This window comes from Pauljensenia sp. 20925_1_34, from assembly GCF_041432775.1.
Lineage (GTDB): Bacteria > Actinomycetota > Actinomycetes > Actinomycetales > Actinomycetaceae > Pauljensenia.
The window spans coordinates 1-22,976 of the sequence record NZ_JAPWAG010000034.1; the positions used below are offsets into that span (position 1 = coordinate 1).

The following is a 22,976-nucleotide window of genomic DNA, read 5'->3' on the forward strand; positions in this document are numbered from 1 at the left end:
AAACGCGGAACTGGCACACCGAACCACTCACCGCCGCACCCCTCCATGCGCAGCTGGGCCCTACTGGCAGCGGGATGGGCACGCCGCCACCTGCACTCCGGCCCACTCCGACACCTCCTACATCCTTACATGCGAAGAGCCGGCAAACCACATCCTGACGGAACATTGCTCAATTTTTCATACGGTAATATAGTGCGAGGCAGCAGCGTGTCGATGCGCTAGCGCGAATGATCATCATGACCTCGAATCAGAACCTCGTTGAAGTATGTCCGGTCACTTCCCAGCCCGAAGGTCCGTCTATCAACGTGCCAAACGGTCCGGTGGACCCCTGGGAGTCTTGGCGGGGGGAATCATCGGAGGAGTGGTCGGCGGGATGGCCGGAAGCTGGGCGGGCTCAACGTTCTCCGACATCGCTAACGATGGCATCAGTCACCTATTCCACTGGGGAGCATCATCATGAAGTCGTACATCGCAGCGATCGTGGGCCTCCTCCTGGGCGGCGGGATTCTCCACGCCTGGTGGACGGAAACGTACACGGATTCCGCCCTAGCCATCATGTGGAGACGGATTTCTTCGGCCACAGCGATTGGGAGAAACTCCCAGGCCGTCACGCGCCCCCTCATCGCACTTTCACTGATTGTGGGTGCCCCTCTCGCTGTTGCGAGCGAACTCGGTGCTCCTGACGCGGTCATCACAGTGCTCTCGCTCTGCTTCATTACTCCGCTCGTCGTAGGTCTTATTTATCTCCTCCCCTTCCCGCTCCCCCGCCTCGTCGACGCTCACTACCAGTTCTGTAAGCGCCACAACCTGCTGGATAAGAACGGCACACCACTACCCGACGACGTGATCGGACGCTATCTGGCCGAGTACGACGACTGCGACACGAACGGGCGGCAATGAGCGTCTCGGCCAGGGCGCGCGACGTCTCCGTACACTAGGGGAGTGACCACCCAGAAGAACGATCCACGCGCACTTGCCCTCGGCGGCGAGGGGGCGGGAATCCGACAGGATTTCCGCCCCCCTCGCGTGTTGCCAGCGCGGGCTACGCGACGCGGTCGATCACTCGGGCTGAGCTGCAGCAGCAGCCTGCGCGGCCGCCGGAGCCGCGGCGGCGATGGCGTCCAGCTCCGCCTCGCCGTGGGCGCCGGACACGAACCACACCTCGTACACCGAGGGCGGCAGGGCCACACCCGAGGACAGGAACGAGTGGAAGAAGGGGGCGTAGCGCCACGCCTCCTGGGCGCGCGCCTGGTCGTAGTCGTACACGCCCGAGGAGGCCGCGGCCTCGCCGAACATGACGGAGAACAGGGATCCCGTGCGCTGGACGCGGTGGGCGACGCCGGCAGCGCTGAGCGCGTCCGACACGATCGTGCTGATCTCCTGCGCCGAGGCGTTGACGCGGTCGTACACGCTCTGATCAGCCAGTTCGAGGGTACGCAGGCCGGCGACCGTTGCCAGGGGATTGCCCGACAGCGTGCCAGCCTGGTAGACGGGGCCGAGGGGGGCCAGCAGGTCCATGACGTCCGCGCGTCCGGCGACGGCCGCCAGGGGCATGCCGCCGCCCACGACCTTGCCGAAGGTCACGAGGTCGGGCACCCAGTCGGCTCGCTCAACGCAGGACGCATCAACGAAGCCGGCGCTGTAGCGGCCCGCGGGCGCGCCGTCCACCCATCCGGCCACGGCCTCGAGGCCCCACCAGCCGGCGGGGTCAACGCGGAAGCCGGTGAGGACCTCGTCGAGGATCATGAGCGCGCCGTGCGCGGTGCACAGGCGGCGGATCTCGCGGTTCCACCCGGGGTGGGGCGGGACCGTGCCCATGTTGGCGGGGGCGCCCTCGAAGATGACGGCGGCGATACTGTCACCCACCTGCTCGAAGCACGCGCGCAGGGCGTCACCATCGTTGTAGGGCAGGACGATCGTCTGGGCGGTGATGGCCTCGGGGACGCCGGCCGATCCGGGCAGGCCACCGGTGGCGACGCCCGAGCCGGCGGCGGCGAGCAGGCCGTCGGAATGACCGTGGTAATTGCCGGCCAATTTCACGATGAGGTCACGCCCGGTGGCGCCGCGCGCCAGGCGGATCGCCGTCATCGTCGCCTCGGTGCCCGTCGACACGAAGCGGACGCGCTGCGCGAAGGGCACGCGCTCGCGCACGGCGCTGGCCAGCAGCGTCTCAGTTTCGGTGGGTGCGCCGAAGGACAGGCCGCGCGAGGCGGCCTCCTGAACGGCGGCGACCACCTCGGGGTGCGCGTGGCCGAGCAGCGCCGGGCCCCACGACCCGACCAGGTCCACGTAGGAGCGCCCCTCGACGTCGGTGACGCGCGCGCCGCTCGCGCTCGCGATGAAGCGCGGGGTGCCGCCGACGCCGCCGAAGGCGCGCACGGGCGAGTCGACGCCGCCAGGGATGACGGCTTTTGCTTGGGAGAATGCTGTTTCGTTAGTGGTCATAGCTACCTTCATCAGGGGTAAGAGGGATAGCGGCACGCGGATGCGCGCTCAGCTGGCCCGGCGGGCGACCTCGAGGGCCCAGTAGGTCAGGACGGAGTCGGCTCCCGCCCGGAAGATGCCGGTGAGGGATTCGTCGATGACTCGGGTGCGGTCGATCCACCCGTTGGCGGCGGCGGCCTCGACCATCGCGTACTCGCCGGATACCTGGTAGGCGGCGACGGGAATGTCGGAGGCGGCGGCCACGTCAGCCAGCACGTCGAGGTAGGGTCCGGCGGGCTTAACCATGAGCATGTCGGCGCCCTCGGCCGCGTCGAGCAGCGCCTCGAAAAGGCCCTCGCGTCGGTTCGCGGGGTCCTGCTGGTACGTGCGGCGGTCGCCCTTGAGCGTGGATCCGACGGCTTCGCGGAAGGGCCCGAAGTAGGCGGACGCGTACTTCGCGGAGTAGGCGAGGATGGCGACGTCAGCGTATCCCGCCTGGTCGAGGGCGGCGCGGATCGCGGCGACCTGGCCGTCCATCATGCCCGAGGGCGAGACCATATGTGCGCCCGCGCGCGCCTGAGAAATCGCCATCGCCTGGTAGAGCGGCAGGGTCGCGTCGTTGTCGACGCCGCCCTCCTCATCGAGGAGGCCGCAGTGCCCGTGGTCGGTGAACTCGTCCAGGCAGGTGTCCGCGCACACGACCAGTGCGTCACCGACCTCGGCGCGCACGGCGGCGAGGCCACGGTTGAGGATCCCGTCCTCCGCCCACGCCTGGGAGCCGATCGCGTCGCGGCGGGCGGGCACGCCGAACAGGTCGATGGCACCCACGCCCGCTTCGGCGGCCTCGGCTGCGGCTCGGCGCAGCGAGTCGATCGTGTGCTGGTACTGGCCGGGCATTGCGGCGATCTCGCGGGGTTCGTCGATGTCGTCGCGCACGAAGACGGGCCAGATGAGCTTGGCGGGGTCAACGTGGGTTTCGCGCACGAGGGCGCGCATCGCGGGGGTCGAGCGCAGGCGGCGCGGGCGGATCGTCGGGATCGGGGCGCTGTCCACCCCGGCCTCGGCGAGGTAGGAGGTAACGGATTCGGGGACGGTGGTCATGAGTCTCTTTCTTCGGGTGCGTCGGCTTGGGCGGGGTGGTCGAGGGCGTCGATGAGGGCGCGGACGATGGCATCGGGTGTGGGGGACGAGGCCTGGGCCGCGACCGCGATCCCCTGCCGTCTGGCGGTGGCTGCGGTGGGTGCGCCGATGGTCACGACCCGGGTTGAGGGGGGCGGCATCCCGAGGAGCGGGGGGAGGGCGCGCGCCTGGGAGGAGGCGGTGAGGACCGTCGCGTCGTAGTACCCCGCGCGGAAATTCTCCGCGATATCTGCGTCAATATCGCCGGCGACGGCGGGAGCGGTGGTGTAGGCGTCGACGGCCTCGACGCTCCAGCCGAGGGCACGTAGCCCTTCTGGCAGCGTATCGGGGGCGGCCGCCGACCGGGGAATGAGGATCGAGCGCTCGCCAGAGGACGGGGCGGGGAAGCACTTCAGCAGGGCGGCGGCGGATCCGGCGCCGGTCAGGTCGGCGCTCACGCCCGCGTGGTCGCTGGTCCATTGGGCGGTGGCGTGACCGACGGCGGCGATGCGCGTGCCGAGCGAGCGCGCTCGTGGAAGGCCGGAAACGACGGCCCGCGCGGCCCTCCAGGAGGACAAGACGACCCACGCGTACGCGCCGTGAGCCAGCCGGTCGCGCGCCGCGTCGAGCTGCGCGGAGTCCAGCGGCGTCGAGACGGTGAGGGCGAGAGCATCCACGTGCGCCCCAGCAGCTTGCAGGGCGCGCGCGATGGCGTCCTCCTGCTTGCCGCGGGTCAGGAGGATCCGCCGCCCGCTCAAGGGGCCGCTCACGACGGGGGCGCTCACGAGGGGGCCGCTCACGCAAGGTGCGCTCACTGTGTTTTCGTTCACGAGGATTGCCTCGGCGCTTTCGTCGCCCCCAGGTCGGTCACCTCGGCGGCGCCACCATCGAGCAGCTGGCGCGCCACGTCCTCGCCGAGTCGGGCGGCCTCCTCCAGACCAACCGAGTCCGTGAGCGTTAACGCGCCGCTCGCCTCGACCCGCTCATGCCCGTCAACGCTCATCACGCGCGCGTCGAGCAGGAGGGCCGAGGAGGCCTCGTCCACCCGAGCGAACGCACCCACCGGCGCCGCGCACCCCGCACCCAGGGCGGAGAGGACGGCGCGCTCGGCACTGGCCGCGAGCGCGGTCGGCCGATGGTGAAGGGCGCCAAGGAGGGCTCGCAGGAGGGGGTCCTCCTCGTCGCGCGTTTCGATGGCGAGGGCGCCCTGCGAGGGGGCGGGCATCATGATCGCTGGGTCGAGCACGTCGGTGGCGTGGGTATCGAGGCCGATGCGCCGCAGCCCGGAAAGGGCGAGGACGACCGCATCGAGACGCTCGCCCGTACCGAGGGCGGAGGGCGCGGTGCCCGCGTCGGCGCCCAGGTCGATGCCACGCACGCGTGAGAGCCTCGTGGGGACATTGCCGCGCAGGTCGCACACGCGCAGGTCGGGGCGCGCGGCGAGCACCTGGGCGGCGCGCCTGGGTGAACCCGTGCCGACGAGCGCACTCTCGGGCAGCGACGACAGCGTCGCCCCGTCGGCCGCGCACAGGGCGTCGCGGGGGTCTTCGCGCTGCGGGACGGCCGCGATGCGCAGCCCCGGCGTGGGGGCGGTGGGCAGGTCCTTGAAGGAGTGGACGGCCAGGTCGCACTCTCCCCCAAGGAGGGCGAGCCGCAGCTGCGCGGCGAACACGCCGACTCCGCCGAGCGCAGCCAGGGGTGCGGCGGACACGTCGCCGTGCGTGCGCACGACCTCCAGATTGACGCGCACGTCCTCGCCGAGCCGAGCCCCGGCCTCCTCGATCGCCCGCGCGACGGTGGTGGATTGGGCGAGCGCCAGGCGCGATCCCCTGGTTCCCAGAACGAATACCCGCGTGGTCATAGCAGTCCTTTCGCGCCCGCGCGGGCATGTGTGACGACGGAGGCGATGCCGGTTCCGGCGACCCAGGCGCCCGTGAGAGCCACACCGCCCAGGGGACGCACCTGTTCGTCAAGCGCGGCGACGCGGCTGCGATACTCGGGTGGCAGGGGCGGGAGCGTGCCATTCCAGCGGGCGAGCAGGTGGTCGGTGACGGCCTCGGCGGCGATGGTGACGCCGGTGAGCGTGCGGATGTCGCGCAGGGCCCCATCGACGGTGACCGCGGGTTCGGCCTCGCCGAGGCGCCCGTAAGAGAGGCGCAGCAGGTGCGTGTGGGGCGGGAGTTGGTCGGCGAGCCAGGGCCACTTGATGGTGAGGTGGGACAGCGCCTTGGCCGCCACCGGCCGCTCGTCGGCGGTCGCGGGCGCGACCAGGAGGCCCTGGGAGACGGGTGCATCATCCAGCTCGGGGGCGTGGACGGCCAGGGTGAGGCGCGCGATGGGCGCACCCTCGGGAACGCTCACATCGGGCACGAGGCCTGGGATGCGCGCCTGCGTCAACAGGCGCAGGGCGGCGCTGGCGCTGCAGGCGAGGACGAGGCGCTCCGTCGTGACGCTCACGCCCGGGCCGGCCGGCACGGGTTCGGCTCCGGGGGTCGGTCCGGGCTTGGTCGGCCCGCACTCGAGGGTCCATCCCGAGGCCGCGCGCCTCAGTGAGAACGCGCCCGTGCGGGTCAGGACGGTTCCCCCGGCCTCTTCGATGGCGGCCTTCAGCGCGTCGACGAGGACGAACATGCCACCCTCGACGCAGGCTTCGGGGGTGCGGCGCGATCCGGCGGCGGCTAGGCGTGCCGCGACCGCAGCAGCCAGTGACCCGTGACGGGCAGTCTCGGCGCGCAGGCCGGGGGCAACCGTGTCGGTCGCCAGCACGGAGGGGTCGGCGGTGTAGATGCCCGCGATGATCGGCCGCACCGAGCGCTCCAGCACGGCCTCTCCCATGCGCGCGGCCACGAAACCGGCCAGGGTCTCCCCGGCCTCGTCCATGCCGATGCCGCCGCCCATCGAGCGATCCTCGAGGGCGCGGCGCACCCCGGCCTCGCCGAGTACGTGTGCGCAGTCGGGCGCGTCCGGATGGGCCGGGATTCCCAGGAACGAGTCGCGCAGGAAGGGGCGCAGCTCCCAGCCTCCGCGCAGGGAGGGTGCGTAGAGGCGGGCGCCCGATCCGGCGGGCTCAACCGAGGTCAGCCCCAGGGCGGCCACGATCGACGAGGTGTCGGTGCCGCGCACGACGTATGTCTCGGCGCCCAGGTCCACGTCCACGCCACCGACCGTGCCGCGGGCGATGAGGCCGCCCAGGTAGCCGCGCGCCTCGACGAGGAGGGGACGCACGCCCGCGCGAGCCAGTTCCCACGCGCTCACGAGGCCGGCGATGCCACCGCCGACGACGACCGCGCCGGGGTGGGTGGGGATGGCCTCCAGGGGGTTCATCGTTCGTCACCCAGCTCGTGCACCAGCTCGACGATGCGCGTCAGCACGTCCGGGTCGGTCGTGGGTGGCACGCCATGTCCAAGGTTGAAGACATGCCCAGGGGCGGAGCGACCAGCGTCGATAATATCTCGAACAGCCTGTTCGATAACGTGCCACAGGGCCTGAAGAAGCGCGGGGTCCAAATTCCCCTGCACGGCCTTTCCGGGCACCTGCTCGATGGCCCACGACAGGTCCGTCTTCCAGTCCACGCCCACGCAGTCGACACCGACCTCGGCCATGTCGGACAGGATCGGAGCGCTGCCCGTCCCGAAGTGGATGAGCGGGGCGCGCTCGCCGGTCACCGGACTGAGCACACCGGCGACGCGCTGCGCAACCAAGCGCGAATACGGCGCGACGGATTCCCTATAGGTACGAGGCGAGAGGGAGCCCACCCACGAGTCGAAGAGCTGCGCGGCACTGGCACCGGCCTCAATCTGAGCGGTGATAAAGTCGGCGCTCACCCGAGCGCACCAGGTCATGAGAGCATCCCACGTGCCCGGGTCGGACGCCGCGAGCGCGCGCGCAGCCATGTGATCGCGCGAGGGACGCCCCTCGACCATGTACGCGGCCAGGGTGAAGGGGGCGCCGCCGAATCCAATGAGCGGCGTGGAGCCCAGCTCGCACACCGCCGTTGCGACCCCATCGCGCACACACTGGGCACCCTCGGCGCAGTCACGCGCACGCCCGGTGGAATCGGTCCAGGAACCCTCCCCATACCGATGACTCAGGAGCTCGCCGATGCTCTCGCGCGTGCGATAGGGATGATCGAGGACGGGGCCGACACCCGGCTCAATCTCGACGCCCACCCCGGCCAGGCGCAGGGGGACCATGATGTCCGAAAAGAAGATGCCCGCGTCCACGCCGTGGCGCCGCACGGGCTGCACCGTTGCCTCGGCGGCCACGTCGGGGCGCAGGCAGGCCTCGAGCATGGGCAGGCCGACGTCGGCGCGCAGCTCGCGGTACTCAGGCAGGGAGCGTCCGGCCTGACGCATGAACCACACGGGGGTGGGCCCGCGTTGCCCGGTCAGGGCGGCGATCAGCGGGGGCGTCGTCATGTGTCTCCCTTAATTAAATGATGTTTTCATGCGTTAATTCGCGCATTTCCGTCGTTTTCCAGTTTAGTTCAAGACAATTTCTCACACGTCGCAAATGCTTGATTTTGCGTGCCTTTATATCCATTTATCAGCGGGAGAGAGCCATTTGTTTCGCCGATATCCCGAAATGACACGACGTCACCAACATAAATAGGTTCACTCCTCTGCCCGCGCTACCCGTGTGCCTTTAAATGGACGCGTTGTGACTATTCATGTGCTCTCCGCGGACCACCGCTACACCCCCCTCGACGACATCGCCCAGCTCTCCAGCGCGGACGACCTGGGTCCTACCCTCGTGCGTTCGCTGCCGAACGCGCGCGGAGTCATGGTCCTGCGCACGTGTAACCGCGTCACCATCTACGTCGACGCCCCGACCCAGGCCGACCCCCACGCACTCAAGGACGCGGTGGAGCGCGAACTCGCCCAGGCCTCGCACACCCCGCGCGAGGACGTGCAGCTGCGTCACCTGTGGGGCCACGACGGCCTCGTCGATCTTTTCGCGACGGCATCCGGGCTGAAGTCCATGGTCATCGGCGAGCGCGAGATCGCCGGGCAGATGCGCCGAGCCGCGCGCACTGCCTGGGAGGATGGGACCCTGAGCTGCGACCTGGGACGTGCCGCTGAGCGGGCGTCGGCCACCTCGCGCCGCGTCGCCACCGAGACCGGGCTGGCGGGGGCGGGACGCTCGGTCGTCGCCGTCGGCTTGGACATGGCGGCAGCTCACCTGGGGCCGTGGGAGGCCACCCGCGTGCTCATCGTCGGCACGGGTGCCTACGCGGGGGCGACCGTCAGCGCCCTGCACGCGCTCGGCGCATCCGACGTGTCCGTCTACTCGACGTCTGGGCGTGCCCGCGAATTCGCCCAGGGACGAGGCATCGGCTGGGTCGAGTCCGCAAGCCTTCCCACCGCTCTCAAGCGCTCCGACCTGGTGGTGACCTGCCGGGGACTTGGAAGCCCCGTCCTGACCCGCGACATGGCCGCGGTTTCCGGGCGCACCGTGGTCCTGGACCTCGCGCTCATGCGTGACGCGGAAAGCTCTGTCTCCTCACTGCCGAACGTGACGCTTATCGACCTGCCGACCATCCAGGCGTCAGTCCCGGCCGCGGATGCCGACGCGCTGACGCGCGCCCGCGCCATCATCGACGAGGAGGTCTCCTCCTTCGAGCGCGGCCTGGGCGCCCGCTCCATGGACCCCGTCGTGCGGCACCTTCGCTCGCGCGTCTTCCGCATCGTCGAAGAGGAGATCGACCGCCTTGGCGATGCTCCCCTCTCGACCGAGGACGCGGCCCGAGCACTACGCCACCTGGCCGCGCGCCTCATCCACAACCCGACTGTGCTCGCGCGCCGAGCGGGCGAGGAAAGCCAGCAGGAACGCTACCTGGAGGCCCTGAGCGTGGTCCTCGGCATCGACGAGGCCTCCCTGACCTCCATCGATCATGCAGGTGGTCACGCATTCTCATCAGGTGACCACGACCGTCCCGTCGGGGGCCGCTGCCCACACGATGTTCATACACTGGGTGCATGAGCACCCAGAAGAACGAACCGCGCGCACTCGCCCTCGGCGTCGCCGTCTATATCATCTGGGGTTTCTTTCCCCTGTACTTTTCGCTGCTCTCCCCCGCCGGCGCCGTCGAGGTGATCGTCCACAGGGCGGTGTGGGGCCTGTTTTTCTGCCTTGTTGCACTCGCTGTGACGAGGTCGCTGGGGAAGGTGCGCGCGCTGATCGCCGACCGGGGAGCTCTGTGGCGCCTGGCGGTCGCGGGCGCGCTCGTCGTCGTCAACTGGTCGGTGTACGTGTACGCGGTCCTCTCGGGGCACACGACGGACGCGGCAATCGGTTACTTCATCAACCCGCTGGTGACAATAGCTCTGGGTCTGATTGTGCTACGCGAGCGGGTCACGCCAATCCAAAAGATCGCTCTCGCGCTGGGTGTCGTCGCCGTCGTCATCCTCGTTGTCGGCCAGCGCGCGGTTCCGATCGTCTCGCTCACACTTGCCCTCACGTTTGGCCTGTACTCACTCGTGAAAAAGAATGTCGCCGGGCGGGTTGATCCGCTGGCGGGCATGGTGATTGAGACGGCGGCAGTCTCCCCCTTCTTGCTCGGTTACTACGCGTATCTGGCGGCCACGTCCGCCACGTCCTTCCACACGATCGCTTCTTCCGACGAGGCCGGGGTGTCCTGGGGCCTTCACCTGGCCCTCCTGGTGGGCGCGGGTGCACTGACGATGATCCCGCTCATCATGTTTGCCTCGGCGGCCCGAGGCCTGACCCTGGGGACGATGGGTTTCCTACAGTACCTGGGACCCACCCTGCAGCTCCTCGTCGCCGTGTTCATCTTCCACGAGACCGTGCCGACGTTCCGTTGGATCGCGATGGGCGTCGTGTGGGTGGCGCTGGCATGCCTGAGCGCCGACTGGCTGCTCTCTTCCGTACGAGCTAAGCGCCTGGCGCGCGCGGCGCACCGAGACTGAGGCAACGCCTGGGCGGACCACCCGGCGGCACCAAGCTCCGCCCGATGGGAGGCCTCCGCGACCCCGCCGGTGTGAAGGGCGCCCGAGGACAGGGCTGCGGTGCCCGTGGGTGGCGGCAGGGCCTGGGCGGACCACCCAGCCGCGCCAAGCTCCGCCCGATTGCAGGCCCCGCGGCGACCGAAAACCCGTGGGGCCACAAGCAACGCCATCAATCGGACCCGCCGGTGTGAAGGGCGCCGGAGGACAGGGCTGCGGTGCCCGTGGGTGGCGGCAGGGCCTGGCCGGGCTTCGAGACGACGCGCCGAGCGAAGCTCGCAGCGCGGACGGCGAGCGGGCGGGCCGCCGCCCACGGGCACACCAAACAGCCCGGCCCAGCAAGCGGGCAAGCCGCCCCTTACTCTCCGCCGACGCCGGGCTCGGGGCGTCCCGTGTAGTTGACGAAGCGCGTCATGTCGCCCTGGAAGAGCGCGGTGACGGTCGCGGTCGCGCCGGCGCGGTGCTTGGCGACGATGATGTCGGCTTCGCCGGGGCGGTCTTCCTTGTCGTAGTAGTCGGGGCGGTGCAGCAGGATGATGATGTCGGCGTCCTGTTCGAGTGAGCCGGATTCACGCAGGTCGCTCATCATGGGCTTGCGGTCGGTGCGCCCTTCCGAGTTACGGTTCAGCTGTGAGACTGCGATGACCGGGATGTCGAGGTCCTTGGCCAACAGCTTGAGGTTTCGCGACATCGCGGAGACTTCCTGCTGACGCGACTCGACTTGGCGGCCGCTGGTCATGAGCTGGAGGTAGTCGATAACGACGAGGCCCAGGTTTTCCTGCTGCTTGAGGCGACGGCACTTGGAGCGGATCTCGGAGATGGTGATGTTCGCGGAGTCGTCGACGTACAGGGGTGCCTCGCTCATGCGCGAGGTGGTTTCGGCGACCTTGCGCCAGTCGACGTCGCTCATTTTGCCGGCCTGCATCTTGGACAGGCGCACGCCGGATTCGGCGGAGAGCATGCGCATCGCGATTTCCTGCGAGCTCATTTCCAGCGAGAAAATCAGGGACGTGATGCCGTGCTTCATGGACGCCGAGCGGCAAAAGTCCAGGGCGAGCGTGGATTTTCCCATGGCGGGTCGGGCAGCGACGATGATCATTTGGCCGCCGTGCAGGCCCTGGGTGAGTTCGTCGAGGTCGGTGAAGCCGGTGGGCACGCCGTTGAGCTTGCCTTTGTTCTTCTCGATGTCTTCGAGCGTGTTGAGGACGTCTGAGCTCATCTGGTTCATGGACACATAGTCGGTGGTTTCGCGTCCGTCGGAGACGGCATAGACCTCGGCCTGCGCCTGGTCGACGATCTCGTCGACGTCGCCGCCGGCGTCCGCGTAGCCGAGCTGGACGACGCGCGTGCCCGCGGTGACGAGGCGGCGCATGATGGCGCGCTCGCGCACGATACGCGCGTAGTAGGCGGCGTTCGCGGCGGTGGGCACGGAGGCGATGAGGCTGTGCAGGTAGGCGGCGCCGCCGACCTTGGACAGGACGCCGGCGCGCTTGAGTTCACCGGCAACGGTGATCGCGTCGGCGGGTTCGGCGCGGCCGATGAGCTCAATGATGGTGTCGAAGATCGTCTCGTGGCTGGGCTGGTAGAAGTCCTGCCCGCGCAGCATCTCAGAGACGACGTTGGCGGCGTCGGTCGTCAGCATCATCGATCCGAGGACGCTCATCTCCGCGTCGATGTCCTGGGGCGGGACGCGGTCGAACTGGTCGTCGGACATCGTGATCCTCTCGGGTGCGGTGGCTTGCCTGAACGAGGCCGGGGCCGGGTTCGGCGGCCACAAACGGCCTGTGACCCTGTGGATAGAGGGCCTTCAGGCGAAGACTAACGCGTTGTAGGCGATTGCGCGACCGACGCTGTGCACGGACATGTGCACATATTGTGGATAACCTGTGCACAACGCCGATTGACCCTGTGCACAGGGCTTAATGACCGCTCTGTCAGGGCAGATATGCTCATCACAGTCACATCGTTGTGATTCATTGAGGCGGCTAGAATTTCTATGTGCACAGTTTTCCACAGGCCTGTGCACATGTTGTGGATAAGAAGTGGAGCGTGTAATGGGCAGTAATCGCGACTGGGTGAACCAGGCGGTGGGCGACCCGGATGAGGCCACCGAGGCCTCGTCAATGCCGAGGATTACGACCGGCAAGATTCTCTCCCTCGCGCTGCCCTCCCTGGGCGCGCTCATCGCCGAACCGCTCTTCACCGTCATCGACTCCACGATGGTCGGCCACCTGGGAACGCCCCAGCTGGCCGGCCTGGGCGTCTCATCGACCGTCCTGAACACGGCGGTCGGCCTGTTCATCTTCCTGGCCTACTCGACGACCTCGCTGGCGGGGCGCCACCTGGGGGCCGGGCGGCGCGACCTGGCGGTCCGCTCGGGCGTGGAGGCCATGTGGCTGGCGGGCGCCCTCGGGGCGTGTGCGGCGATCCTCCTGGCCGTCTTCGCCTCCCCCCTGCTCGCCTGGCTCGGCGCCGACGCCGCCACGATGCCCCACGCGCTGGCTTACCTGCGTTTCTCCGCGCCCGGCCTAGTCGGCATGTTCGTCGTCCTGGCGGCGACCGGCACCCTGCGCGGACTCCAGGACACGCGCACGCCGCTGATTGCTGCGTCCGTGGGAGCCGCCTTCAACGCGGTCGCGAACTGGGTGCTCATGTACCCCCTCGGGATGGGGGTGGCGGGTTCCGGCCTGGGCACCGCGATCACGCAGACCCTCATGGCTTTCTTCCTGTCGGCCATGATCGTGCGCGCAGCCCGCCGCGAGGGCGTGAGCCTCAAGCCCTCCACCTCCGGCTTCTTCGCCTCGGCCGCCGAAGGAACGCCGCTGCTCATCCGAACGCTCGCGCTGCGCGTCGCGCTCCTGGCGACCCTCACGGCCGTCACCTCGATCTCCACACAGGCCCTGGCCGCCCACCAGATCGTGTGGACCCTGTGGTCATTCGCCGCCTACGTGCTCGACGCCCTCGCGATCGCCGCCCAAGCCCTGGCCGGCTTCGCGTCGGGCACCGGCGAGCGCGGCGCCATGGCACCGCTCCTGCGTACCCTGAGCCGCTGGGGCCTCGGATTCGGCGGGGCTGTCGGCGTGGCCCTCGCCCTCACCGCCCCCTGGGTGACCCGCATCTTCACGACCGACCTGACCGTCATCGACGACGCGACCGCCGCCATCATCGTCAGCGCCCTCTTCCAGCCCGTCGCCGGCTACGTGTTCCTGCTCGACGGGATCCTCATCGGGGCGGGACGCGGGCGCTACCTCGCCGGCGCGTCCATCCTGAACCTCGCCGTGTACGCGCCCGTCCTATGGCTCATCGCCCACTCCTCCGCCCTGGCCGACAGCCCGGCCCTGGCCCTTGCGCTCGTGTGGCTCGCTTACTCCGCCGTGTACACCGGCATGAGGGCCCTGACCAACGGGTACGGCGCGCGCTCGCTGTGACTCATTGACGAGGCCGGGGCGGGGCTCGCCCCCAATCCTCCTGAGTCGGGACCGCGGCCTGCCGCCCCGAGCCGGCCAAGGCCTCGCGCCTAGCCAACCCCCACCAGGGGAAACGAGCGGGCGGAGCCGGCCCGGGCCTCGTCCCTGAGAGCCACGAGCGTGACGGACCCCTCTCGCGAGCCGGCCCGCACCCGTGTAAAATAGGCAGCTGGACTATCCGCACCCGCGGACCGTTCAGCAGGCCCCCCGGGGCCATACGCAACGCCCTCCTGTCACGGACCGTCCGTGACCGCAGAGACCATAGGAGGTGGGAACCAACGTGCGTAACTACGAACTGATGGTGATCCTCGATCCTTCGATCGACGAGCGCACCGTCGCCCCCACGATGGAGAAGTACCTGGCACCCGTGGCTGCCAATGGCGGCTCCGTCGAGAACGTTGACATCTGGGGCAAGCGTCGCCTTGCCTACGACATCCTCAAGCGTTCTGAGGGCATCTACGTCGTCATCGACATGACCACGACCCCCGAGGTCGCTCTCGAGATCAACCGCCGCATGGGCATCGACGAGACCATTCTCCGTACGAAGCTCCTGCGCCCCGACGCTCACTGAGCCGACAACACCCCTAAGCCCGAGGAGCCGACATGGCCGGAGATACCGTCATTACCGTCATCGGTAACCTGACTGCCGACCCCGAACTGCGGTGGACGCAGTCCGGCGCCGCGGTCGCCGATTTCACGGTGGCCTCCACCCCCCGAACCTACGACCGTAACGCCGGCGAGTGGCGCGACGGCGACACCCTCTTCATGCGCTGCTCCGTGTGGCGCGACACCGCGGAGAACGTCGCCGAGTCGCTGCGCAAGGGCATGCGCGTCATCGTTCAGGGTCGCCTCACCCAGCGCTCGTACGACACCCAGCAGGGTGAACGTCGCACGGTCGTTGAGCTGCAGGTCGACGAAATCGGCCCCTCCCTGCGTCGCGCACGCGCGCAGGTCACCCGCACCGCCCCCTCCGGTGGCGGCGGCTACCAGTCCGACAACCGCGGCCAGCAGCAGGGCGGCTACCAGCAGGCAGCCCCCCAGGGCGGCGGTTACGGCGGCGGCCAGCAGGGTGGATACGGCCAGGGCGGCGCCAACTACGGCGCACCGACCGGCGGCTCCCCCGAGGACCCATGGCGCACCGCCCCTTCCGGCGGCACCACCTCCTTCGGCGACGAGCCCCCGTTCTAAAGTCGCGCGCACCGGCCGTGATGCCGGAAGCGCCACGTCGAAGACACAACGCTTGGGGCGGGTCAGCCCGCCCGGATTCACTAGGAGACCATCATGGCGAAGCCCCAACTTCGCAACAAGCCCATCAAGAAGAAGGCCAACCCGCTGAAGTCGGCCAAGATCGAGAAGATCGACTACAAGGACACCGCTCTGCTGCGTAAGTTCATCTCGGACCGCGGCAAGATCCGCGCCCGCCGCGTGACCGGTGTCTCCACCCAGGAGCAGCGCAAGATCGCTCGCGCCGTGAAGAACGCGCGTGAGATGGCCCTGCTGCCCTACTCCACGACCGGCCGCTGATAAGGGAAGGACACAGCTGATATGGCTACCACGAAACTGATCCTCACCCACGACGTCCCCAAGCTCGGCCACGCCGGCGAGGTCGTCGAGGTCAAGGCTGGCTACGCCCGCAACTACCTGGTCCCCCGCGGCTTCGCCGCCAAGTGGACCGCTGGCGCCCAGAAGCAGATCGACCAGATTGCCGCTGCCCGCCGCCGTCACGAGATCGCCACGATCGACGACGCCCGCGTCGTGCGTGACACGCTGCAGGCCGGTGTCGTTGAGATCACCGCGAAGGTCGGCAACTCCGGCCGCCTGTTTGGCGCCATCTCCGCTGCTGCGATCGCTGACGCGGTCAAGGAGCAGCTGGGCCAGACCATCGACCGTCGTCGCGTCATCATCGCCTCGCCCATCAAGGCTGCCGGCGACTACACGGTGACCGTCGGCCTGCACTCAGAGGTGTCCGCGAACCTGCGCGTCCGCGTCATCGCCACCAAGTGAAGGCTTCACGCATCGGTTGAATGACTGAAGGGGTGGCCCCCGCTCATGCGAGCGGGGGCCACCTTTTTTGTTGCCTGCGGGGCGTGTCAGCGGGAGTGGCGCCGCCCCTGAGGGCAATATGCCTGTGGGCAAAACACACGAAGGGTATCCGTCAATTAATTCCGACGAGTTCTCAAGCGCCGACTACGACAGTCGAAAAACGGGGTACCCCTTCCGTCTAAAAAAGATATGAGCACGACAAACACACCCCCCATCCACCGTTCCGCCCTCGACTTCCCCCTTCCCCCCATTGTTCACGCGACGAGCTTGATCGATCAGGATCGTGCCGAACGCAAGGGCCGCCGCGATTGGCGCGTCTCCTTCGATGAGAACGGGATGTGCCCGCACATCGAGACCCTGTACGGAGCATTCGCCCAGAAGGCGATGCGCGCATCTCAGGATCTGCACGACTGCGTTGCGGCCATTGACAAGCGGGTCGGCACATACAAGCAGGAGCTGCTGCTCCTGGAGTCACGCGAAGATGTGGGAGAAAACAGGCACCTGCACCCGGGGGCCTCGCACTACGAGCAGGCTCAGGCGAAGCGCGCTGAGCGTCAGCGTGCTGCGCAGGAAGCTGCGAACACGGCGACGATCCAGTCGTTGCATAAGGCCATTGATGAACTCTTGCAGCAGCGTCGCCACGTGCATGGGCAGGCCCGGGATTGCGTGGCTCAGCTCTCCGCCAACTTCCACACCCTCGTAGCTGCGTACCGTCAGGGCGTGGAGTCAGGACCCTGGTGGCGCCGCCTGTTCAAGCCGCGCCGCACCATTTCCGAGCCGATCCCGAGGTTCGAACCCAACGTCGAATGGGCAGCAAATGACCTGCCCATTATGGAGGTCCAGATCGACACGACCACCTCCCCAGAGGTGTCCTGGCAGTACCGTCCGTTGAACTTGAACTAGTGTGTAGGGGACGTGGAATACCCCGGGGCGGCGGTCAATTCCGAGCCACGGCCTCAGTACGATCACGCTCCGGAGGTTTCCGCGTCCCCTACCACCCGACGTTCGGGAGCTCGGTAGACGGTCAGTCCCGCCCAGGTAATAGGAGCCGAGGCAATATCGGAGGGGTGTTCGCGCCACGCCGCGAGCTTATCTCGCTTCCATTGCGACATGTCCTCGATGGGCGTGTCGGACTGGAGGAATTCGTCCACTTTGGTGGCCAGTTCATGGAACGGGTGGAGCGGGTTGTCCTGCGTGAAGTAGCCGAGGAAGGCCTGGTCCGTGTACATCGTCCACCGGGTAGCGAACACCAGTTCGGCACCGGCCTCAAGGCATCCTGCAGCGAGGCCGAAGGGCTCATCCGATGCCGACTCGGATCCGGAGTGGCAGGCGATGAGGCCGACCCGTGGCGGCATAGGCCACAGGTCCCATCCGTCCACGGCGGGGACTGTTTCTTCGCCGAACTCGTCCATGGACACAGTGAGGCCGCCGGGGAGAATTTCACCCTGGGGGTAGCGGCACCCGTCCTGGTCTGCTTCCATATTCAATCGCTCGAATTTCTTTTCACGCCAGGTGGTGGTTCCCTTGGTGAGGTCCATGGCTGAGAACCAACGGAAGTCGCCAGCGTCGACCTCGTCGAGTCCGAATACCTCAGCGAAATCATTGAGCAGCAGCGCCGAGGCATCGCCCGAGCCTTTGATGTGCCCAATGTAGAGAAGGCGGGTCAGCGGCACGTTTGCGTTGTTGACATTCGCGCGCAGAGCGTCCGATAGCCACAGTCTGCCAGCGAGGTAGCCGTCGTACCCGTATGGGGGCGTGACGGCTTGGTTTCCGAGCTGGTCGATGCGTTCCTTCCAGGTCTCAAAATCCTGTCGCTGCAGGACCTGTCCGTTATGCCTATTCTTCTTCCAGGGCTGTACCAGGTACATGCCGGTGCCCGGGGTCCACGTCGGGTGGGGGATCGTCGGGTCCGAGTCGCGTCGTAGCAGGGGTGCCATGGTAACAACGTCAACAATGTCCATCAGCACTGTCGGCTTGTCAACGCCGGAAAGGTCCTCGCTCTCCGCGTGGCGTTTGAGGAACTGGCGCGCTTCCTCCACGTCGAGGGGAAGCAGTTCCCACGGTACTTGTCCGAGCTTGGGAGGTGGGTTGAGGAGGAGTAGGACGCGCTCGCCCTCGTTGGTGAGGGTGCATTCTCGTTTGACGGATTCGATGAATTCCGCGAGTTCGAGAGTGTCCGTGAGCTCGCACATGAATTCGAGGTTTGCGCGGTAGTCGACCAGGCATTTCCCGAGCCTCTCACGGAATGCCGCTCTTTCCATGTCGTCGTGGACTTTTGAGGCGGTCCTACCCTTGCGAGGCGCAGCCAGCAGGGAACTGTTGTCTCCGGCGCTCATGGTGCTCGTGCCGGGCAGGGCAAGGTCGAACTTCTTGCGCAGGTCGTCAACTGTTGCGCCCTTGATACTCCTGAAGGCTGGCGGACACACGACGCTCTCCCACGTGACGTAGGTCGTCGAGGTCATGTCCACTCCATGGAAAACCATCTCTCTGTATGCGATGGCCGCGTGCGATGGGATGCTCATGGTTGCTCCTCGTTGGTCAGCATTGACGATCAGGCTAGCTTATCCCCTGGGATCCGTGGAGTACAAACCGTTTATTTTGCCGTTATTTGACGAAATCTGAACGGTGGCGCACAATGGGGGACACCGTTAAGGATACGCGACAACGTATAGTCGCGTTCACCGAAACACGTGACCTGGTTGTGAAGGAAAGGGTACTTCGCATGTTGCTGTTTGGGTCAAAAGAGACACGCACCCGAGTCAAGGCTGAACGGCTATTTGGTCAGGGCATCGAAGCGACGCGCCGAGACAATTACCGTCGAGCAACCGCACGATTCGAGCAGGCCATGAACCTCTACCGGATGATCCCAGGCACAGAGGAGGAGGAAGCGGCCTGCCTGAAATGCCTTGCCGCCATACTGTTCATTCTAGACAAACTGCCCGAGTCCGAATCCAGCTTCCGTCATGCGCTCACCCTCTACCAGAAAATCCCCGGAACAAAGGAGAACCAGGCCGACTGCCTGTATGCTCTCGCGATCACCCTGCGCGAGCAAGGCAATCTAGCGGAGAGTGAAACCCTCTCCCGTCAATCACTCGCGCTCTACCAAACGATCCCCGGAACAGAGGAGAACCAAGCCGACTGCTTGTATTCACTCGCGGTCACCCTGTATCGGCAGGGCATACCAGTAGACGCCGAACCCCTCTACCGACAGTCACTTGTTCTCTACCAAGCACTCCCCGGAACAGAACTGGGCCAAGCCGAGTGCTTGTATAACCTTGCCATCACCCTGAGCGATCAAAATAAATCGACTGAGGCTGAGTCCGTCCACCGCCAAGCGCTGGCCCTCTACCAGACAATCCCCGGAACAGAACGCGACCAAGCCGATTGCCTACACGACCTCGCCAACACACTGGACGAGCTGGACAAACCAGCACAGGCAGAGCCGTTCTTCCGCGAAGCGCTGGCCCTCTACCAGACAATCCCCAGCACACAACATGAACAGGCAAGATGCCTGTACAATCTCGCCAACACCCTGCACAAACTAGGCAAAAACGCGCAGGCCGAACCCCTGTATCGCCAGGCAATCACGCTCTATCAAACAATCCCCGGAACACAACAGAAACAGGCTAACTGCCTGAATAACCTCGCCACCACACTGGACGATCTGGACAAACCAGCACAGGCCGAACCCCTCTACCGCCAAGCACTTACTTTCTTCCAAACGCTCCCCGGAACACAACACGAACAGTCTAACTGCCTATACAACCTCGCCAACTCCTTGCACAATCGGGGCAGACAAGCACAAGCCGAACCCCTCTACCGCCAGGCACTCACCCTCTACCAGCAAACCTCAGGTACAGAATTTGAACAGGCCAACTGCCTGTACAACCTCGCCAAAATACTGATCGATCTGGGCAAACCAGCACAGGCTGAATCCATGCTTCGGCATGCACTCACCCTGTTCCAAGCGATCCCTGGATCGCAAGAGAAACAAGCTCGCTCTTTGTCCAACCTCGCCGCCACACTGAACGCTCTGGGCAAACCAGCACAAGCCGAATCTGTCTGCTACCAGGCACTCACCTTGTACCGAGCGATCCCCGATTCAGAAACCAATCAGGCCATATGCATGTCCAACCTCGCCACCATCCTGGACGCTCTGGGCAAACCAGCACAAGCCGAACCCCTCTACCGACAAGCGCTCACCCTCTTCCAGACGGCCCCAAAAACTGAACGCAACCAGGCTCAATGCTTGTACAACCTCGCCATCAGCCTGAACCGGCTGGAAGAACCAGACAAGGCTGCCCCCCTCTACCGTCAGGCACTCACCCTGTTTCGAAGCATTTCCGGGACAGAACGCGACCAAGCCAACTGCCTGAATAACCTCGCCACCTGTATGCTCAATCTCAGAAAACTATCCCATGCCGAATCTCTTTATTACCAGGCACTTACCCTGTACCAGAAGATTCCAGGAACAGAATACGAACAGGCCACTAGCACGTACAGCCTCGCCACCACCCTGCTTTCTCAGGGCAAACTGGACCCGACTGAAGCCCTCTACCAAGACGCACTCAAGCAGGCTGTTTCGGCTGCCTTATTCAACGACGAATACCGCTACCAACTCTCCTCCCCCACCAAACGACGCGCCTGGGTCACCAACCGTGCCCAGCCTTCCATGATTCTCGCCATCGCACTTGCAGGCGTGCTTGAAGAGGCATCCCTTGTCGCTGAGCTTGTAGCCAAGTGGCGCATGGTCGGTTCCCTCGCTGCCATACCCGCAGCGCGCAACAGCGACATTTTCCTGATCACCACGATGCCCGACTTCACCCCAGAACCCGAAGAAACCCTCACCCGCACCCCCGGCCCCAACCTCGTCCTGCCCCACCCACGCACCACACCCCTCTACCAGCACCCCACAATCGCAGACCGCCCCCGCGCCCACTACCGGTAGCCCCACAGCAAGAAAGACCAACACCCATGCCCACCCACGACGACGCAGACAAACTCTACAAACAAGCACTAGAAGCTGGGCGCCGAGGCGACCACCCCCAAGCAACCACCCTATTCGAGCAGGCACTCACCCTCTACCAAACACTCCCCAACACACAACGCGAACAGGCAAACTGCCTGCACAACCTCGCCAACACACTATTCCTGCTGGGCAAACCAGCCGACGCCGAACCCTACTACCACCAAGCACTCACCCTCTACCAAGGCATCCCCAACACCGAGATGAACCAGGCCAACTGCCTGCATTTCCTCGCCACCACACTGGCTGATCTGGGGAAACCAGCCCAGGCCGAACCCTACTACCGCCAGGCACTCACCCTCTACCAAGATATCCCCAACACCGAGGAGAAACAGGCCACCTGCATGCTCCACCTCGCCACCACACTGGCTGATCTGGGGAAACCAGCCGACGCCGAACCCTACTACCACCAGGCACTCACCCTCTACCAAACACTCCCCAACACCGAGGAGAACCAGGCCACCTGCCTGAACAACCTCGCCACCACACTACGTGAGCTGGGCAAACCAGCCGACGCCGAATCCCACTACCACCAGGCACTCACCCTCTACCAAGCAATCCCCAACACCGAGAAGAACCAGGCCACCTGCCTGTTCAACCTCGCCACCAGCCTGGCCACGCGGGGCAAACTAGCCCAGGCCGAACCCTACTACCGCCAAGCACTCACCCTCTACCAAGACATCCCCAACACCGAGGAACAGCAGGCCACCTGCCTGTACAACCTCGCCACCACACTGCGGATGCTGGGCAAACTAGCCGAGGCCGAACCCTACTACCACCAGGCACTCACCCTCTTCCAAACACTCCCCAACACCGAGGAACAACAAGCCAACTGCCTGTACATCCTCGCCACCACACTGGATGATCTGGGCCAACTAGCCGACGCCGAACCCTACTACCACCAGGCACTCACCCTCTACCAAGCAATCCCCCACACCCAGCGTAGCCAGGCCATCTGCCTGTTCAACCTCGCCACCATCCTGGCCACGCGGGGCAAACTAGCCCAGGCCGAACCCTACTACCGCCAAGCACTCACCCTCTACCAAGGCATCCCCAACACCGAGGAACAGCAGGCCACCTGCCTGTACAACCTCGCCCACACACTACTCCTGCTGGGCAAACCAGCCGAGGCCGAACCCCACTACCGCCAAGCACTCACCCTCTACCAAGGCATCCCCAACACCGAGGAACAGCAGGCCAACTGCCTAGGCAACCTCGCCACCAGCCTGCATGAGCGAGGGAAACCAGCCCAGGCCGAACCCTACTACCGCCAAGCACTCACCCTCTACCAAGGCATCCCCAACACCGAGAAGAACCAGGCCGACTGCCTGCTCAACCTCGCCGCCAGCCTGACCACACGGGGCAAACTAGCCGACGCCGAATCCTACTACCGCCAGGCGCTCACCCTCTACCAAGGCATCCCCAACACACAACGCGACCAGGCCAACTGCCTGTTCAACCTCGCCACCACACTACGTGAGCTGGACCAACTAGCCCAGTCCGAACCCTACTACCACCAAGCACTCACCCTCTACCAAGACATCCCCGGAACAGAACACGACCAGGCCACCTGCCTGAAGAACCTCGCCACCACACTACGTGAGCTGGGCAAACTAGCCCAGTCCGAACCCTACTGCCACCAGGCACTCACCCTCTACCAAAACATCCCCAACACCGAGGAACAACAAGCTGGCTGCCTGAACAACCTCGCCACCACACTACATGAGCTGGGCAAACCAGCCGACGCCGAACCCTACTACCACCAAGCACTCACCCTCTACCAAAACATCCCCAACACCGAGGAACAACAAGCTGGCTGCCTGAACAACCTCGCCACCACACTACGTGAGCTGGGCAAACTAGCCGACGCCGAACCCTACTACCACCAAGCACTCACCCTCTACCAAAGCATCCCCAACACACAACGCGACC

At 66.1% G+C, this 22,976-nt stretch carries 19 protein-coding genes; 11 read left to right on the plus strand and 8 right to left on the minus strand.

Annotated features, from left to right (window positions below; translation table 11 throughout):
• The first annotated feature begins 456 nt into the window (after nucleotides 1-456).
• Nucleotides 457-900 (plus strand): hypothetical protein, encoded by a 444-nt coding sequence (locus tag O3669_RS09815; protein WP_371524561.1) that lies wholly within the window; start codon nucleotides 457-459, stop codon nucleotides 898-900.
• Nucleotides 901-1,059: 159 nt separating this feature from the next.
• Here O3669_RS09815 and O3669_RS09820 read toward each other — a convergent pair whose 3' ends face one another.
• The 6 genes from O3669_RS09820 to hemE are packed head-to-tail and all read right to left on the minus strand — an operon-like array spanning nucleotide 1,060 to nucleotide 7,961.
• On the minus strand, nucleotides 1,060-2,445 hold the full coding sequence (locus O3669_RS09820; RefSeq protein WP_371524563.1) for a glutamate-1-semialdehyde 2,1-aminomutase: 1,386 nt from the start codon (nucleotides 2,443-2,445) through the stop codon (nucleotides 1,060-1,062).
• A 48-nt stretch (nucleotides 2,446-2,493) separates the two neighbouring features.
• Entirely contained in the window at nucleotides 2,494-3,525 is a 1,032-nt protein-coding gene (gene hemB / locus O3669_RS09825; RefSeq protein WP_371524565.1) for a porphobilinogen synthase, read from the minus strand.
• Nucleotides 3,522-4,373 carry a uroporphyrinogen-III synthase gene (locus tag O3669_RS09830; protein WP_371524567.1) on the minus strand — a complete coding sequence of 284 codons (852 nt, stop codon included), beginning with the start codon at nucleotides 4,371-4,373 and terminating at the stop codon, nucleotides 3,522-3,524. The genes hemB and O3669_RS09830 overlap by 4 nt, the downstream gene beginning before the upstream one ends.
• Nucleotides 4,370-5,404 carry a hydroxymethylbilane synthase gene (gene hemC, locus O3669_RS09835; protein ID WP_371524569.1) on the minus strand — a complete coding sequence of 345 codons (1,035 nt, stop codon included), beginning with the start codon at nucleotides 5,402-5,404 and terminating at the stop codon, nucleotides 4,370-4,372. The genes O3669_RS09830 and hemC overlap by 4 nt, the downstream gene beginning before the upstream one ends.
• Nucleotides 5,401-6,867, minus strand: coding sequence for an NAD(P)/FAD-dependent oxidoreductase (locus O3669_RS09840; protein WP_371524571.1), 1,467 nt, complete (start codon nucleotides 6,865-6,867; stop codon nucleotides 5,401-5,403). Before O3669_RS09840 ends, hemC begins: the two co-directional genes overlap by 4 nt.
• Nucleotides 6,864-7,961: a uroporphyrinogen decarboxylase gene (hemE, locus tag O3669_RS09845; RefSeq protein ID WP_371524573.1), complete on the minus strand. Its 1,098-nt coding sequence runs from the start codon at nucleotides 7,959-7,961 to the stop codon at nucleotides 6,864-6,866. Before hemE ends, O3669_RS09840 begins: the two co-directional genes overlap by 4 nt.
• A 241-nt stretch (nucleotides 7,962-8,202) precedes the next feature.
• Here hemE and O3669_RS09850 point away from each other — a divergent pair, with 241 nt between their 5' ends.
• Both O3669_RS09850 and rarD read left to right on the plus strand, forming a co-directional pair.
• Entirely contained in the window at nucleotides 8,203-9,525 is a 1,323-nt protein-coding gene (locus O3669_RS09850) for a glutamyl-tRNA reductase (RefSeq protein WP_371524575.1), read from the plus strand.
• Nucleotides 9,522-10,472: an EamA family transporter RarD gene (rarD, locus tag O3669_RS09855; RefSeq protein ID WP_371524577.1), complete on the plus strand. Its 951-nt coding sequence runs from the start codon at nucleotides 9,522-9,524 to the stop codon at nucleotides 10,470-10,472. Before O3669_RS09850 ends, rarD begins: the two co-directional genes overlap by 4 nt.
• 394 nt (nucleotides 10,473-10,866) lie before the next feature.
• Here the strand turns inward: rarD and dnaB are convergent, their stop codons facing one another.
• On the minus strand, nucleotides 10,867-12,222 hold the full coding sequence (gene dnaB / locus O3669_RS09860) for a replicative DNA helicase (RefSeq protein ID WP_295967539.1): 1,356 nt from the start codon (nucleotides 12,220-12,222) through the stop codon (nucleotides 10,867-10,869).
• 340 nt (nucleotides 12,223-12,562) lie between these two features.
• Here dnaB and O3669_RS09865 point away from each other — a divergent pair, with 340 nt between their 5' ends.
• The 6 genes from O3669_RS09865 (at nucleotide 12,563) to O3669_RS09890 (ending at nucleotide 16,921) form a co-directional block, all read left to right on the plus strand.
• Nucleotides 12,563-13,936, plus strand: a complete 1,374-nt coding sequence (locus tag O3669_RS09865) for an MATE family efflux transporter (protein WP_371524579.1) — start codon at nucleotides 12,563-12,565, stop codon at nucleotides 13,934-13,936.
• Between the two features lie 319 nt (nucleotides 13,937-14,255).
• Nucleotides 14,256-14,546, plus strand: coding sequence for a 30S ribosomal protein S6 (gene rpsF, locus O3669_RS09870; RefSeq protein ID WP_009058013.1), 291 nt, complete (start codon nucleotides 14,256-14,258; stop codon nucleotides 14,544-14,546).
• A gap of 32 nt (nucleotides 14,547-14,578) precedes the next feature.
• Nucleotides 14,579-15,163, plus strand: a complete 585-nt coding sequence (locus O3669_RS09875; protein WP_315283817.1) for a single-stranded DNA-binding protein — start codon at nucleotides 14,579-14,581, stop codon at nucleotides 15,161-15,163.
• Nucleotides 15,164-15,256: 93 nt separating this feature from the next.
• Entirely contained in the window at nucleotides 15,257-15,499 is a 243-nt protein-coding gene (rpsR, locus tag O3669_RS09880; RefSeq protein ID WP_003791435.1) for a 30S ribosomal protein S18, read from the plus strand.
• 21 nt (nucleotides 15,500-15,520) lie between these two features.
• On the plus strand, nucleotides 15,521-15,979 hold the full coding sequence (gene rplI, locus O3669_RS09885) for a 50S ribosomal protein L9 (RefSeq protein WP_295920402.1): 459 nt from the start codon (nucleotides 15,521-15,523) through the stop codon (nucleotides 15,977-15,979).
• 228 nt (nucleotides 15,980-16,207) lie between these two features.
• Complete coding sequence (locus O3669_RS09890; protein ID WP_295967528.1) at nucleotides 16,208-16,921, plus strand: hypothetical protein; 714 nt, start codon at nucleotides 16,208-16,210, stop codon at nucleotides 16,919-16,921.
• A 62-nt stretch (nucleotides 16,922-16,983) separates the two neighbouring features.
• Here the strand turns inward: O3669_RS09890 and O3669_RS09895 are convergent, their stop codons facing one another.
• Nucleotides 16,984-18,540 carry a hypothetical protein gene (locus O3669_RS09895; RefSeq protein ID WP_371524582.1) on the minus strand — a complete coding sequence of 519 codons (1,557 nt, stop codon included), beginning with the start codon at nucleotides 18,538-18,540 and terminating at the stop codon, nucleotides 16,984-16,986.
• Nucleotides 18,541-18,740: 200 nt separating this feature from the next.
• On the opposite strand from O3669_RS09895, the gene O3669_RS09900 reads away from it, so the two are divergent.
• Together O3669_RS09900 and O3669_RS09905 are read left to right on the plus strand one after the other, a co-directional pair.
• Complete coding sequence (locus tag O3669_RS09900) at nucleotides 18,741-20,966, plus strand: tetratricopeptide repeat protein (protein ID WP_371524584.1); 2,226 nt, start codon at nucleotides 18,741-18,743, stop codon at nucleotides 20,964-20,966.
• A 26-nt stretch (nucleotides 20,967-20,992) separates the two neighbouring features.
• The coding region (locus O3669_RS09905; protein ID WP_371524586.1) for a tetratricopeptide repeat protein at nucleotides 20,993-22,976 on the plus strand (1,984 nt) is incomplete at its 3' end.

Coding starts and splice junctions, on each gene's coding strand:
- O3669_RS09815 (WP_371524561.1), top strand. CDS start 457: ATGAAGTCGTACATCGCAGCGATCGTGGGCCTCCTCCTGGGCGGCGGG.
- O3669_RS09820 (WP_371524563.1), bottom strand. CDS start 2,445: ATGACCACTAACGAAACAGCATTCTCCCAAGCAAAAGCCGTCATCCCT.
- hemB (WP_371524565.1), bottom strand. CDS start 3,525: ATGACCACCGTCCCCGAATCCGTTACCTCCTACCTCGCCGAGGCCGGG.
- hemC (WP_371524569.1), bottom strand. CDS start 5,404: ATGACCACGCGGGTATTCGTTCTGGGAACCAGGGGATCGCGCCTGGCG.
- O3669_RS09840 (WP_371524571.1), bottom strand. CDS start 6,867: ATGAACCCCCTGGAGGCCATCCCCACCCACCCCGGCGCGGTCGTCGTC.
- hemE (WP_371524573.1), bottom strand. CDS start 7,961: ATGACGACGCCCCCGCTGATCGCCGCCCTGACCGGGCAACGCGGGCCC.
- rarD (WP_371524577.1), top strand. CDS start 9,522: ATGAGCACCCAGAAGAACGAACCGCGCGCACTCGCCCTCGGCGTCGCC.
- dnaB (WP_295967539.1), bottom strand. CDS start 12,222: ATGTCCGACGACCAGTTCGACCGCGTCCCGCCCCAGGACATCGACGCG.
- O3669_RS09865 (WP_371524579.1), top strand. CDS start 12,563: ATGGGCAGTAATCGCGACTGGGTGAACCAGGCGGTGGGCGACCCGGAT.
- O3669_RS09875 (WP_315283817.1), top strand. CDS start 14,579: ATGGCCGGAGATACCGTCATTACCGTCATCGGTAACCTGACTGCCGAC.
- rpsR (WP_003791435.1), top strand. CDS start 15,257: ATGGCGAAGCCCCAACTTCGCAACAAGCCCATCAAGAAGAAGGCCAAC.
- rplI (WP_295920402.1), top strand. CDS start 15,521: ATGGCTACCACGAAACTGATCCTCACCCACGACGTCCCCAAGCTCGGC.
- O3669_RS09890 (WP_295967528.1), top strand. CDS start 16,208: ATGAGCACGACAAACACACCCCCCATCCACCGTTCCGCCCTCGACTTC.
- O3669_RS09895 (WP_371524582.1), bottom strand. CDS start 18,540: ATGAGCATCCCATCGCACGCGGCCATCGCATACAGAGAGATGGTTTTC.
- O3669_RS09900 (WP_371524584.1), top strand. CDS start 18,741: ATGTTGCTGTTTGGGTCAAAAGAGACACGCACCCGAGTCAAGGCTGAA.